The sequence below is a fragment of the Nostoc edaphicum CCNP1411 genome, from assembly GCF_014023275.1.
GTDB lineage: Bacteria > Cyanobacteriota > Cyanobacteriia > Cyanobacteriales > Nostocaceae > Nostoc > Nostoc edaphicum_A.
In genome coordinates, this window is the sequence record NZ_CP054698.1 from 2,265,849 (window position 1) to 2,281,570 (window position 15,722).

Below are 15,722 nucleotides of genomic sequence, written 5' to 3' on the forward strand. Positions count from 1 at the left end.
CAAAATTATGTTAAATAAGGAGTCAGAATGCTCTACTCTGCTCCATCTACCATCAAGGCTTGTAATTGGGTGGCTAATAGGTTGACATGGGGTTCATAAAGTATTTGACCGTGGTTTCCAGGTACAGAAATTACCTTGACAGGCTTTTGAGTATAGTTTTGCCATCCCCAATCGGGTAGATCGTAATCAGAAAAGGCTTGTAGTTCTTGTAAAATAATCTCCTTAACTTCTTGAGCGCGGAATAAAACAATGGGAGCAGAAATTCGATGAGTAGGCTGATAATTTGCATAGTTGAGCGTTAGCAATTTCATCACTTTGATATTGGTTTTGAGTAAAGAAAGGGTGGAATGTTCGGGTAAAATATTATTTCGGTACAAATACTCTGCTGCCAGTTCCCACCTCGCTTGGTCATTGGGTTGAACAGCTAAATCGTCATATTGCAGTCCTAAATAAACTCCCTTTAAAACTTCAATTCGTCGAATCAATTGCCAGATCCAATCAAGTTCTGTTCTATCAGTAAAATACTCAGGTTTAGAAACTATTCCAGCGTCCAAGATAGCTAGTAAACTTACCATTTCACCTTGCTGTTCGAGTTGGGAAGCCATTTCAAAAGCAACGGCACAACCTGAAGAGTATCCTGCTAATATATATGGACTTTTAGCTTGCTGTTGACGTAATAAATTAATCAGTTGACTTGCATGAGTTGCTACTGATTCAGGGAGTACGCTAGAGCCGTCTCGTCCTGGAGTTTCGAGTCCATATATTGGCCGCTTAGTTCCTAAATTGATTGCCAAATCTCGAAAATAAAAGCCGTGTCCGTTTGCGCCAGGAAGAAAAAATAGAGGTGTTGCATGTCCTTGAGGTTGGAGTGAAACTAAATCGGAATTTGACTGTTGAACCTCAGTATTACAAAGTTGTTCTCCTAGTTGAGCAATAGTAGGATTTTGAAATAAACTACTTAAAGAAAGTTGTTGCTCAAATACTTCTTGAATATTATTGAGCAGTTTAATCGCTAATAAAGAATGACCGCCCAAGTCGAAAAAATTATCATGAATCCCAATGTCTTGATGTTCAAGTACAGCAGACCAAATTTGCACCAATTGTTTTTCAATTTCGTTCCGTGGGGGTTCATATAAGCCCTCTATTACACCATTTGGAGCAGGTAAAGATTTCCGGTCAACTTTGCCATTGGGAGTTAAAGGCAACTCATCCAATACGATGATCTGAGCAGGTATCATATAATCGGGCAGTCGGGATTTAAGACTATTTTTTAATTGGGTAGACAAATCATTATTGATTCCCGTTACATAAGCAATTAAACTTTGGTTTTTATCAGTTTTATATAAGGTAACAATTGCTTCTTGAACTGATGGATGTTGCAATAAAATCGATTCAATTTCACCGAGTTCAATCCGAAAACCCCGTAATTTAGTCTGTTCGTCAATGCGGCCTAAATACTCAAGGTTTCCATCAAACCCCCATCTTGCTAAGTCGCCAGTTTTGTAAATTCGCTCAATTTTACCGAATAACTCAATTTTGATAAATTTCTTGGCGGTTAAATCGGGACGTTTGAGATAGCCTCGTGCCAAACCCACTCCCGCGATACATAATTCTCCAGGGATGCCAGGAGGTAATGGTTGATTTTGAGTATCTAATATATAGATGCGGATATTAGATATTGGTTGACCAATGGGTGGTTTTTTACCATTAGGATGACAGAGTGCGATACTAGCACAAACTGTAGATTCTGTTGGCCCGTAGCCATTGAATAAACTTCGTCCTATTGCCCATTTTGCTACTAATTCTGTTGGACAAGCTTCACCAGCAACGACTATGGTTTGGCAATCGGGTAAAGCAGCTTGAGGTAATAGGGATAAGACTGAAGGCGGTAACGTGATATGGGAAATTTTGTGTTCTTCTAAGAAGTTCATTAAGTCTTGACTAGGTAATAAGGTTTCTTTTTTTGCCAGATACAAACAAGCCCCTGCGGCGATCGCAGTAGCAATTTCCCAAATTGAAGCATCGAAGCTAAAAGAAGCAAACTGAAGCAATTGGCTTTGAGGTTTAATTTGCAAAACTTTGTCGATCGCCAAAGTTAAATTCACCAGTCCTCCATGCTCAATCATCACCCCCTTGGGTTGCCCTGTCGAACCAGAAGTATAAATTACATAAGCTAAATTATCAGGAGTACTTTGAGGATTAGGATTATCTATTAACGCAAAACTAAAAGTTACTCGATCTAAACAAATTAACTGGTATTTCAGTTTAGCTAGAGGTAATTGATCTAATAGGTAACTTTGGGTTAGTAATACCGATGTCCCCGAATCCTCTAACACGAATTCAATCCGTTCTTTAGGATAATTTGGATCAATTGGCAGGTATGCTGCACCCGCTTTCAGGATACCGAGTAAACCAATAATCATTTCAAAAGACCGTTCAACACAGATGGCAATTAAAGTGTCTGGGTGAATTTGGTGATTTTCAATTAGATAATGAGCTAGTTGGTTTGCTTTTTGATTGAGTTGCTGATAAGTTAATTGTTGAGATTCAAAGACTAAAGCGATATTATGAGGATGTTTTTCAACTTGTTGTTCAAATAAGTCAACTATAGTTTTATCGTGGGGATAATCAGTTTTAGTTTGATTCCAGCATTGTAGTTTTAGAATTTCGGGCGCTGTCATCAAAGGGAGGGTATTAATAGGTTGTTGAGAGTTATCAATAATTCCCTGAAGTAGAACTTCAAACTGTTCCGCCATCCTTTGTATAGTACTTTTATCAAATAGATCGGTGGCGTATTCCCAAATTAAATTTAACTGGTCATCAGATTCTATGACCAGAAGTACTAAGTCAAATTTAGCAAAGGGATAGGTTAATGGGAGCCATTCAATCTCTATTCCTGGCAAACTTAAATCGGGACTTTCATTATTTTCCAGTGCTAACATAACCTGGAATAAGGGGTTATGGCTCATACTGCGTTCTGGTTGCAACTGTTCTACCAGATACTCAAAGGGAATGTCTTGATGGGAGTATGCATCTAAACAAGTTTGGCGAGTTTGTTGCAGAAACTCGATAAAACTTTGCTCAGGCTTGATTTGATTACGCAGTATCAAGGTATTGACAAAAAAGCCGATTAATCCTTCCGTTTGGCTATGGGTGCGGTTAGCAATAGGAGAACCAATACATAAGTCTTCTTGACGACTGTAACGAGAAAGCAGAATACTGAAAGCCGCCAACAAAGTCATAAATAAACTTGCACCTTGCTGCTGACTGAAAGTTTTTATGGCAAGAGTTAAGTTAGGCGATAGGGAATAGCGATCGCGATCGCCTCGGTAACTTTGCAATGCTGGACGGGGATAATCGGTAGGTAACTCCAGCAATGGGGGAGCATCCTTGAGTTGATTTTTCCAGTAGTTGATCTGGGTTTCCAATACTTCCCCTTGTAACCAATTTCGTTGCCAGTTTGCGTAGTCGCTGTATTGAATGGGCAATGGTGCAAGGTTTGGGGTTTGACCTTGGGCAAAGGCGGTATAAACTTGTCGTAACTCACGGACAAACACCCCCATTGACCAGCCATCACTGATAATGTGGTGCATATTAATGAGTAGCACGTATTTCTGCTCTTTGAGTTGCAGCAGATTCGCTTTAAACAAAGGCCCAGTATTTAAGTCAAACGGTTCTTGAGCATGAGCATCAATTAAACGCTGGATATTTGGGGAGTCGGAAATCCCTATTGGTAAAACTCTTTCCCAGTCACCAATTCCCAGTCCCCATTCCCTTAAAACTTCGATGTCGTCTAAATTTGCGATCGCAACCTGGGGATGTCCCGCCACTGTGGGGAAATACATCCTCAGACTGTCATGCCGATTAAGCAGATAAGCCAAACTAGAGCGCAAAGCATCAATATTGAGGTTTCCATTCAGTTGCAAAGCGATCGGCATATTGTAACTGGCTGATGGGCCTTGGAGTTGCGCTAACAGCCAGAGGCGTTGTTGAGCAAAGGAAAGGGGCTTGGGCGCATCATCTGGCAAGGTCGGAATTTCTTCTGTCATGATAGTTGTGGTTTTGACAGAATTTAAGAATACTAATATATCTGCTTTGTTGGCTTGAATTTCCTGCTTGAGTTCAGAAGTTAAGGCGTTTTTACTAGTACGAATTCGTAACTTATCGTCATCAGCCCAAATTTTGCATCCCATGTTCTGCAAACGAAGCATTAAAGAAACTACTTGCTGATTTTGTGTCATGTTCATAGTTCAATTTCCTCTTCGTCTGAGCTTAAAATTTGCATATCTGTGGTGAAGGAATTAACCCAAATGCAGGTATCAAGATAACTCGCTAATTCAGTGATAGTGGGAAACTCAAATATTTTACGTAGAGGTAACTCGACTTTGAATTTATCACGGATACGGGCAATTAATTGGGTGGCTAATAAAGAATGTCCACCCAAGTTGAAGAAGTTATCATAGCGGGCGATCGCTTCACATTTAAGCAGCTTCGCCCACAATTCGGCAAGCAATTTTTCTGTCGAGGTTACAGGCAATTCAATATCTGTTGATGCAACGGTTGCATTTGGTATAGGTAAAGCTTTACGGTCTACTTTTCCATTTGGTGTTAGTGGTAGTTTATCTAACACAGTGAAATGGCTAGGAATCATATAATCAGGCAGATTTTGACCCAGAAAATCACGCCATTCAGCGAATATTGTTGGATCAACTTGATTGCTGCGATATTGTAACGGCTGGTTTGAGTAATCTTGCCAAGGTTTCCGGCGCAAATTTTTACCCTGAGCAAATCTTGGTAATATTGCCTGTCCAGGGATATTCCTTTGAAAAACAACATCGTAATTAGCAAAACTTGTGGGGCTATATTGAATGAAAATGGTATAGGGTAAATCTCGCGCTAAAGTTCGGAAAACTTCGGGTTTCATGCCTGATTTAGCTGGGAAAACTGCCGCTTTTAAGTCTGAAACAGTACCATTTAATTGAGCAATTTCTTCTAACAGCAAAATTTCTGAGGTTAGACGCGCATTCGGAATATTGTTAATGCCTAACAAATCCGGTTGCTGAGTTGTTAAAATTCTCTCGATTGTTTCCAAATTCAGTTGTTCAACTTGCCAATCTAAGCATTGTAATTCGGCAACGGGAGTATCTGACCGATCTAGGTGTAAAACAACGTCATAACGAAAACGGCTCATTTCCGTTTGAGCATAACCTCGTTGCAATTGAATTTGCACATGATTAATCCGAGGAAATCTTTGTTTGAGGGCGATAAAGAAATCAGGGTCAATTAGTAATTCGCTTTCGCTATCAATGCTTTTTTGAATCTGTTGACGCAAGTCCTTAATTGACAACTCATCGGGGGCGCGATAAAACTCGACTGCGGTGTAGAAGGCTTCTAGTAAATGGAGATTTCGCACATCGCCAATAAAGATTGAACCCTGAGTTTTCACAGCTTTGATAGCTCCCTCCAAGACTTGTAAAAAGTAATCCAGAGAGGGAAAATACTGGATAACAGAATTTATGATTACCAAGTCATAAGCATTTGTCTCAATACCATCAAACTGGTTAGCTGCACTAATTTTTAAAGTAACTTTGTCGTTGAGAGATTGCTGTTTGAGATGTTGTTCAATATACTGCAACGCTTCCGGTGAAAAATCTGTACCCAGATAATGCTGACAATGGGGCGCAATTTTAAACAATAACATCCCTGTCCCACAACCGATTTCCCAAATCCGTTTGGGTTCAAGTTCCAGAATTTGGGCAACTATTGTATCTCGCCATTCTTGCATTGCCGCTTGGGGAATGAGTTCTCCTGTGTAGCTATCATTCCAACCGGCTAAATTTAGAGTTAGATCATCAATTAGGGTTTGTTGCTGAGAGTAGCTATCACGGAAAACTTGTTGCCATAATTTCACCTGTTCAGATGTTGCATCTAACGTCTCTACATCTGTTGGTGTGGGGACAATATAAGCCAGCAAGCGCTGATTCATTGGATCTTCTCCTTGTAAAATCACAACTGCTTGCTGAATTTTCGGGTGTTTGGCTAACGAGGCTTCAATTTCACCTAATTCAATCCGAAAGCCGCGCAGTTTTACTTGGTTGTCAATTCGCCCCAGATATTCTAAATTACCATTGGGCAACCATCTGGCTAAATCTCCGGTTTTGTAGACTCGCTCTTGTTTGCCAAATAAGTCGAGTTCGATAAATTTTTCTGCTGTGAGTTCGGGACGGTTGAGATAGCCACGGGCTAAACCAGCACCGGCAATACAAAGTTCCCCAGGGATTCCAGGAGGTAGGGGTTGGTTTTGGTTGTCTAAGATGTAGATACGTGCATTAGCAATTGGCTGTCCGATTAATAAATCGCCAATTAGATCCACTTTCCCAGTTGCTTCGTAGACACAACACCCCACAACCGCTTCTGTTGGCCCATATTCGTTGATCAGGCGGGTATCAGGGGCATGAGTTAGCCACGGGATTATCTGGTTAGCGTGTAATGTCTCGCCGCCTAAAACAAAGGCATTGACCCGATTTGGCATAGCATCAGGATCTAGTTGCTGATTTAGTATTTCCAAATGGGACGGTGTGATTTTGACTAGGGAAAGATGATTGCTTTGTTTGACGATGTTTGCTAAAGCTTCAATTTCTTGTTTTTCTCTAACTAATATGGCAGTACGCCCACAAATGAGAGTTAGATAGAGGGAGGTAATGGTTGCATCAAAGCTAAGGGAAGATTGCACAGGTGTACCTTGCCCTTGCGCTACTGCATAAAAGTCCTTTGCCCAGTGCAAATAGTTACTTAAACCACGGTGTAGTATTTGTACGCCTTTGGGTCGTCCAGTAGAGCCTGATGTGTAAATCACATAAGCTAAATCATCTTGATTTTGGATTTTAGGATTTTCTGGAGATTGGTTGGTAAATTTATCCTCATCTAAATATAGGATTTTTCGGGAGTGGGGAGTGGTGAGTGGGGAATGGGAAAGAGTTTCTTTATCGAAAGTCGGCGGGAAACTCCATCCCCTTGTGGATGATCGAGGTTGCTCCCCCGCCGACTTGGGGCATTGGGCATTGGGCATTGGTGACTCTTCCCCATGCCCCATGCCCCATTCCCCATGCCCAAAAACTACATCCCCTTGTGGGTGGAGTTTTTTATCTTTAAGTTGAGTATGAGTCAGTAAAACCTTTGCCCCACAGTCTTCGAGCATGAAACGAATGCGTTCTTGTGGGTAATTGGGGTCAATTGGCACATACGCCCCACCTGCTTTGAGGATGCCAAACAAGCCAATGAGCATTGATAGCGATCGCTCCACACAAATCGCTATTAATGGATTATCAGGCAATTGTTGCTTTGTTTTCAGTTCCAACAAATAATGCGCTAACTGATTAGCTTTCTGGTTCAGTTCTTGATAACTCAGGCTTTGGTCTTCAAACACCACGGCAATGTTATCGGGTGTTCGTGCTGCCTGTTGTTCAAACATCGTTACCAATGTCTGATCTTGAGGATAATCAATGTTGGTTTGATTCCAAAGTTGCAGTTGTTGGATTTCTGCTGTTGTCATCAAGGGCAGCTTACTGATCGGCTCTTGAGGATTTTCGGTAATTGCTTTGAGCAAGACTTCAAAGTGTCCCGCCATGCGTCCAATTGTCTCTGCCTCAAATAAATCGGTGGCATATTCCCACATACAATGTAGTTGACCATCCCTTTCGCAGAGATCGAGTGTCAGGTCAAACTTGGCAAAGGGATAGTTTTGATCCAACCATTTAATATCAAGTCCTGGTAGACTAACTTTTGTCCCTGCCCCTTCGGTATTTTGCAACACGAGCATGACTTGGAATAAGGGGTTATGGCTCAAACTGCGTTCTGGTTGTAACTGTTCTACCAAATATTCAAAGGGAATATCTTGATGAGCGTAAGCATCTAGGCAAGTTTGGCGGGTTTGTTGGAGTAACTCACTAAATACTTGCTCTGGCTTGATTTTGCTCCGCAATACTAAGGTATTGACAAAAAAACCAATTAATGATTCTGTGTGGCTATGGGTGCGATTAGCGATCGCACTACCAATACATAAATCCTCTTGACGGCTGTAACGCCATAGCAAAATATTAAAAGCTGTTAACAGGGTCATAAATAAACTAACCCCGTGTTTTTGACTGACAATTTTGAGTTTCTCAGTCAATTCGCTGCTCAAACCATATTCTTCACGCCCACCTTGATAACTTTGTTGTGCTGGACGGGGATGATCAGTGGGCAAATCCAGCAATTGGGGAGCATCACCTAATTGTTGTTTCCAGTAATTTTCCTGAGTTTCTAAAATCTCCCCTTGTAACCAATTGCGCTGCCAAGCTGCATAATCACTATATTGAATCGGCAACGGTGACAAATTTGGAGCATTCCCCGCAGCAAAAGCAGCATAAGTCTGTTCCCATTCACGCTTAAACACTCCCATTGACCAGCCATCACTAATAATGTGGTGCATATTAATCAGCAGCACATTTTTCTGTTCGCCCAGTTGCAGCAGTTTCGCTTTGAATAGGGGGCCGGTATTTAAGTCAAAGGGTTCTTGAGCGTGGTTATCTGATAACCGTTGTATGGTTTCTGCTTGAGTCTGGAGATTAAGTGACTGTAAATCTGTAATCGCCAGCACTTCTATATCATCTAGATTTTGGACGGCTACTTGCGCCTCTCCTTCTAGTGCGGGGAAATAGGTGCGTAGAATGGCATGGCGATCGAGGAGATAATCAAAACTTGCACGCAACGCTTCTATATTCAACTTGCCTTCAAGTTCTAGCGCCGTTGACATATTGTAGGTAGCCGAGGTTCCGGTGTCTTCAAGTTGGGCTAAAAACCAGAGTCTCGATTGGGCAAATGACAGATTTTTAGGAGCATTTTCAGGTTGTGGCGTGATGGGTGGTAAAGCAATTACTAAAGATGCTTTGTCAATTTCTGTTGCCAACTCAGACAAAACACTCTGTTCAAATACCTTGCGGACAGGTACTTCTACCCCAAAAGTGTCACGAATGCGGGTAACTAATTGGGTTGCTAATAGAGAATGTCCACCCAATTCAAAGAAGTTATCTTGACGACCAACAGACTTAGCTTTTAAGAGACTTTGCCATAAGTTAGCCAACAGTTCTTCAGTTGGTGTGACTGGTATTTGAAAGTCCGTAGAAGTGGCTGTATTTGGTGTTGGTAATGCTCTACGATCTAGTTTTCCGTTGGGGGAAAGGGGCAACTGATCCAATACGATAATCTGGCTAGGAATCATATAATTCGGCAGGCGAATCTTCAGGTAGTCTTTGAGTTGACTCGCTAAATTACTGGATTTTTCCTTTGCCGTGACATAAGTTACTAACCTGGGATTATTATCAGTTTCATATAAAATAACAACCGCTTCTTTAACTAAATAATTTTGCAATAATAGCGATTCAATTTCACCAAGTTCAATCCGAAATCCCCGTAATTTAATTTGAGCATCAATACGACCTAGATACTCAAGATTGCCATCAGAGTTCCTTTTTGCTAAGTCACCAGTTTTATAAATTCGCTCAGTTTTGCCAAATAATTCAACTTCAATAAATTTCTCGGCGGTTAAATCGGGACGGTTGAGATAGCCTCGTGCTAAACCCACTCCCGCAATACATAATTCTCCAGGAATACCAACTGGTAACGGTTGATGATGAGTATCTAATATATAGATGCGGATATTAGATAACGGTTGACCGATAGAGGGTTTTTTTCCATTGGGTTCACAACTAAATATACTGGCGATGACTGTCGATTCTGTCGGCCCATAGCAGTTGAAGAAACGCCGTTTTTTTCCCCAGTGTGTCACCAACTCTGCTGTACAAGCTTCACCACCAACGATTACGGCTTGCAAATCAGGTAATGAGGCTTGAGGTAATACAGATAAGACGGAAGGAGGTAAGGTGAAATGGGAAATTTTGCGATCGCACAACAAGTCCACCAAAGCTTGACTAGGTAACAAAGTTTCCTTATTGGCTAAGTACAAACAAGCACCTGCGGATAAAGCAGTGGCAATTTCACCAATAGACAAATCGAAACTAAAAGAACCAAACTGAAGCCAACGGCTATGGTGTTGAACTTGAAAAATTTCAGCCCAGGCTAAAGCTAGATTGACAATTGCGCGATGCTCAATCATCACTCCTTTGGGTCGTCCCGTTGAACCAGAGGTATAAATTATATAAGCTAAATTATCAGGGTTATTTTGAGGATTGGGATTATCTGTTAACGCCGAACTAAAAGTTTCTCGATCTAAACAAATGATCTGGTGTTTCAGTTTAGCTAAAGGTAATTGGTCTAATAGGAAACTTTGGGTGAGCAACAACGATGTCCCAGAATCTTCTAACATGAACTCAATGCGTTCTTTAGGATAATTAGGATCAATCGGTACATAAGCTGCACCTGCTTTGAGGATACCGAGTACACCAATAATCATTTCTAAAGACCGTTCAACGCAGATACCAATTAAAGTGTCTGGCTGAATTTGGTGATTTTGAATTAGATAATGAGCTAGTTGGTTCGCTTTTTGATTAAGTTGTTGGTAAGTTAGGCTTTGGGATTCAAAGACCAAAGCGAGATTATTAGGGTTTTTGGCAACTTGAGCTTCAAACAAGTCAACCAAAGTTTGATTGAAGGGATAATCAGTTTGAGTTTGATTCCAGTTTTGGAGTTGCTGAAGTTCCTCCTCTGTCATCAACGGTAGAGTATCGATTGGTTGTTGAGGATTATCGACAATTCCTTGAAGTAAAACTCCAAAATGTCCCGCCATCCGTTGAATGGTTTTAGCCTCAAACAAATCGGTTGCGTATTCCCATTCTCCTGTTAACCCTTGGGCTGTTTCCCGGAAAATCAGCGACAAATCAAACAGAGTTGTTGTGTTTTCCCACTCGAAACGTTTAAGGGTTAATCCATAGGCATTGGTAGCTTCTTCCCCATGCCCAATGCCCCATTCCCCATGCCCAAAAACTCCATCCCCTTGTGGGTGGAGTTTTTCATTTTGCAAGCTGAAAGCCACTTGAAATAGGGGATGATGAGAAAGCGATCGCTCCTTACCCAATTCATCAACTAGTTTCTCAAAGGGTAAATCTTGATGATCGTAAGCATCCAGTGTTACTTGCTTGACTCGTTCAAGTAATTCTAAGAAAGTTGGATTTCCTTGTAGATTGGTACGTAATGCTAGGGTATTGACAAAAAGCCCGATTAATGCTTCTATGTGGCTATGGGTGCGGTTAGCGATCGCAGAACCAACAACAATATCCTCCTGTCCACTGTAGCGCGAAAGTAACAGCGTAAATGCTGCAAGCATTGTCATAAACAGAGTTGTTCCTGACTCCTGACTTAAACGCTTTAACTTCTGTGTTAAATCCTGATTGAGTTCCAAAAACTCGCTACGCCCTTTGAAACTTTGAACTGATGGGCGGGGTTTATCAGTGGGAAATTCTAACAGAGGCGAGACTTCAGCTAATTGTTTTTGCCAGTAATTGAGTTGGGTTTCGAGTACCTTACCTTGTAACCATTGTCTTTGCCAGTGAGCAAAATCGGCATATTGCAGCGGTAATTCAGTTAAGGGAGAAGATTCTCCGGCAGAAAATGATGTATAAAGGCTGAATAATTCACGGCGAAATATTTCCATTGACCAGCCATCACAAACGATATGATGGATGACAAGCAACAACAGATAAGATTGGTCATTCAGTTGCAACAACTTTACCCGCAGCAAAGGTGGGTTTGATAAATCAAAAGGCTGTTGCAATTCTTTTGTCGCTAACTGAGTGGCTCTACTTAACTGATTTTCTTCAGTCAATTGTCGCCAATCTAGCACTTGCATTGTCAATTGAGGATGAGGATGAATCACTTGTATAGGCGACTCATCGACAATAGAGAAGCTAGTACGTAAGACTTCATGACGTTGAACAATTGCTCTAATAGCTTGTTCTAAAGCAGTTATATTCAGAAATCCCTTAATCTGCCAGAAAAACGGGACGTTATAGACACAATTTGCGCCTTCTAATTGATCTAGAAACCACAGTCTTTGTTGAGCAAAGGAGAGGGGAAGGGGTTGTTCTCTCGATACGGATGTGAGGAGTGGAGATTGTTGTTGCTTCTTCAGTTTTTGTAGAACTAATTCTCGCTTATCTGGAGAAAGGCTTTCAAGACGTTTTAATAAATCGCTCATATATAATTCGTAATTCGTAATTAAAAATAATTCTAATGGCGTTTCTTTGTGAAGTTGCATATAATTCACCCCCCCCGATGCCTTGGCTACGGTGTATACACAAGTTTGAAATAGTTTACTCACCTGTTTTTCCGCATCAGTTTTACCCCACCCTAACCCTCCCCTTGCAAATGGGAGGGAACTAGATTTTCTATTTCCCCCCTTTACAAGGGGGGATTAAGGGGGGTAATTCACGGGGGACTACAGGGGGGTATTATGATGTGCATCTTCATACAGAATTTGTATAAAAAATTAATTGTTGTGTCACCTCTTCCTCTGACAACTGATCAACTTCCCTTAAAATCTGTGCTAAATCATCATTTTCTGCTTGTTCAATTTGTTGTTCGCTCACTTTTTGTGCAAGTTCAGCAATAGTCGGATTTTCAAACAGATAACGGAGAGAGAATTCCAGAGAAAAGGCTTCTCTTAAACGAGAAACAACTTGAGTAGCGAGTAAAGAATGTCCCCCTAGCTCGAAAAAGTTATCGTGAATTCCCACCTGTTTTACTTTGAGAACTTCAGCCCAAATCGTGGCTAATTCTTGTTCCGTTGGCGTGCGAGGAGCAACAAAATCAACCTCTAGATTTCTTTGGGAAATATCTGGAGCGGGCAAAGCGCGGCGATTGATTTTACCATTAGGTGTTAGGGGAAATGCCTCTATAAATACGAAAATGGCGGGAATCATGTAATCAGGCAGCTTTTTCTTGAGGAAATTTTGCAGGATTCTAGGTGTTGGTTGATTATCCTTGGTAACTAGATAAGCCACTAAATACTTGTTACCCGGTTCATCTTCCCGCGCCATAACTACAACTTGCTGAATGTCAGAATGTTGAATTAAAATTGCTTCAATTTCTGCTAATTCAATCCGAAATCCACGGATTTTTACTTGTGTATCAATTCGACCGATAAATTCTATATTTCCATCAGGGAGACGGCGTGCTAAATCTCCTGTTTTGTAGAGTTTGTCTCCCTCAATAAAAGGATTACAAATAAATTTCTCACTAGTTAATCTTGGTTGATTTAAATAACCTCTCGCAACACTCGCCCCACCCACATAAAGTTCCCCAGGAACGCTAATTGGAACTCTGTGTAAATCTTTATCTAATATGTAAACTATCCTATCGCCGATGGGTTTTCCAATGGGAATTGAATGGACATTTTCAGCAAGTTGTTTGGGAATCGGGTAACAACAAGTAAAAACTGTACATTCGGAAGGGCCATAAGCATGAATTAATTGCGTTCTCGGCAATAATTCTAAAGCGCGACGAACATGAGGTACAGAAACAGACTCTCCCCCAAATAGCAGTTGTTTTATGTCTGACAAACCTTGTGGCATTTTATCAATCATGAGATTGAATAACGCAGTAGTCAGAAACAGGGTGTTAACCCTTTGTTCTTGGATGATGCGGCTTAAATTTTCAGGTGTGGGAATTCTTTCTGGGTAAAGCACACAACACCCACCGTAAAGCAAGGGCGGCCAAAGTTCTAGGGTTAGTGCATCCCAAGAAATCGATGAATGTTGTAGCCAGATTTGTTCTGCATCAAGGTGAATATAATCGACTCCAAACATGAAACCAATAATGCTGCGATGGGTAACTTCTGTTCCCTTTGGTGTTCCCGTTGAGCCGGAAGTATAGATGATATAAGCTAAGTTTTCTGGATTAACTTCACTGAGCAAATTGTTTTCACTGTATTGGGCAATGATTTCCCAATCTGAGTCAAGATTCACCACAGTTTGATTATGGATTGGCAGTCTATTTTGTAAATGATTTTGCGTTAATAAAATCGATGTCTGTACATCTTCCAGCATGAACGCCAATCTTTCTAGAGGATAAGCAGGATCTAGCGGAATGTATGCTCCACCGGCTTTGAGAATAGCCAGTATTCCTATTACCATTTCTAGCGATCGCTCGACACAAATTCCCACCCGCACTTCGGGTTTAACTCCCAAAGCTTGTAAATAATGAGCTAAGTGATTGGCGCGGTTATTCAACTCCCGATAAGTTAAATATTGTTGTTTATATACAATTGCTAATGCATTTGGGCTTTTTTCTACCTGTTCTTCAAACAAAATATGAATACATTTGTAATTAATATAATTTGTTAGTTTTTGATTTTCTAGCAGAATTAACTGTTCTTCTTCAGTTGCACTGAGTAGAGATAATTGAGAAATATATTGTTGTAGATTAGTTACTATTCCTGTGAACAATGTTTGGAAATTTTCAATTATGCGGACAATTGCCTGTTGCTCAAAGCGGCTGGTGTCATAAACAACCCTGCCAGATAATTGTGAAGCAGGATTAATCACTACAGTCAGAGGGTAATTCGTGCGTTCAAAACAACTAATATTACTAACTTCTAAAGTTTTCTTAGTTTCCTGTTTAGCAGCATCTATCGGATAATTTTCAAATACTAAAATGCTTTCAAATAGTGGTATTCCTGGAGAAATATCACTCATTTTTTGAATTTCTGCCAGGGAATAATAAGCATATTGTTCCTGCTCAAATGTCTGGCTTTGTAAATGCTTGAGCCAGGGTAATAACTCTGTTTTTCCACTGACTTGTACCCGTATGGGGAGGGTGTTTATTAATAGCCCCACCATCGAATCCACTCCTACAAGCGTTGATGGACGACCGGATACAGTTGCACCAAAGACCACATCGTTTTCACCACTGTAGCGGGAAATTAGTAATGCCCATGCTCCCTGCACTAAATTATTCAAAGTTAGATGGTGCTGTCGCGCCACATATTGCAGTTTTTCAGTTACCGTTTGAGATAATTGAAACGGTTGCTCATTATATATTCTTTGTTCTTGTTCTCTGTTACCTATTAAAAAAGTAGGAGTTGCAAATCCTCCGAGAGATTTTTGCCAAAAATTCTTAGCTTGATCAATATCCTGTTGCTGTAACCATTGAATATATTCTCGATAGGGGCGAACAGGTTGGAGGCGTAAATGTTCACCTCGCTGATTAGCCTCATAAAAAGCTAAAACTTCTTTGAGAACAATCTGCATCGACCAGCCATCAAAGAGGATATGATGATGACTCCAAATAAATTGGTAAGTTTGCTGTCCTAGCTGGATGACAGTGAAGCGCATTAGAGGAGCTTGAGCTAGATCAAATCCTTTTTGGCGATCGCATTTCAAAAAATCCTCTAGCTGCTGTTGTTGTTCATCAGCTGTTAAATGCCGCCAGTCCAGCTTTTCCCACGGGAGATCCACTTGTTTACTCACCATTTGCAAAGGCTTTTCTATCTCTTCCCAATAAAAGGAACTGCGTAAAGCTGGATGTCGCACCACAACCTGTTGCCAAGCTTGCACAAAAGCAGAAAAATTTAATTCTCCAGAGAGGGTGCAAAGCAACTGCTCAAAATAAACTTCCGACTCTGGCGCATAAAGGGTATGAAACAGCATTCCTTGCTGCATGGGTGAAAGTTCATAAAGGTCTTCGATATTGTTCATGATATTTGGGACTGGGGACTGGGGATTGGGGAT

3 protein-coding genes are annotated in these 15,722 nt (G+C 40.9%); all 3 read right to left on the minus strand.

Features of this window, described 5'->3' with window-relative positions; translation table 11 throughout:
- Positions 1-32: 32 nt before the first annotated feature.
- Positions 33-4,247 (minus strand): non-ribosomal peptide synthetase, encoded by a 4,215-nt coding sequence (locus HUN01_RS12145; protein ID WP_181931486.1) that lies wholly within the window; start codon positions 4,245-4,247, stop codon positions 33-35.
- Positions 4,244-12,190 carry a non-ribosomal peptide synthetase gene (locus HUN01_RS12150; RefSeq protein WP_181932664.1) on the minus strand — a complete coding sequence of 2,649 codons (7,947 nt, stop codon included), beginning with the start codon at positions 12,188-12,190 and terminating at the stop codon, positions 4,244-4,246. Before HUN01_RS12150 ends, HUN01_RS12145 begins: the two co-directional genes overlap by 4 nt.
- A 268-nt stretch (positions 12,191-12,458) precedes the next feature.
- The gene (locus tag HUN01_RS12155) at positions 12,459-15,689 is read right to left on the minus strand and encodes a non-ribosomal peptide synthetase (protein WP_181931487.1); all 3,231 of its coding nucleotides are present in this window, start codon (positions 15,687-15,689) and stop codon (positions 12,459-12,461) included.
- Between the last annotated feature and the right edge of the window lie 33 nt (positions 15,690-15,722).

What these genes read in the sequence shown, in the direction of transcription:
- HUN01_RS12145 (WP_181931486.1), bottom strand. Translation starts at nt 4,247, where the DNA reads ATGAACATGACACAAAATCAGCAAGTAGTTTCTTTAATGCTTCGTTTG.
- HUN01_RS12150 (WP_181932664.1), bottom strand. Translation starts at nt 12,190, where the DNA reads ATGAGCGATTTATTAAAACGTCTTGAAAGCCTTTCTCCAGATAAGCGA.
- HUN01_RS12155 (WP_181931487.1), bottom strand. Translation starts at nt 15,689, where the DNA reads ATGAACAATATCGAAGACCTTTATGAACTTTCACCCATGCAGCAAGGA.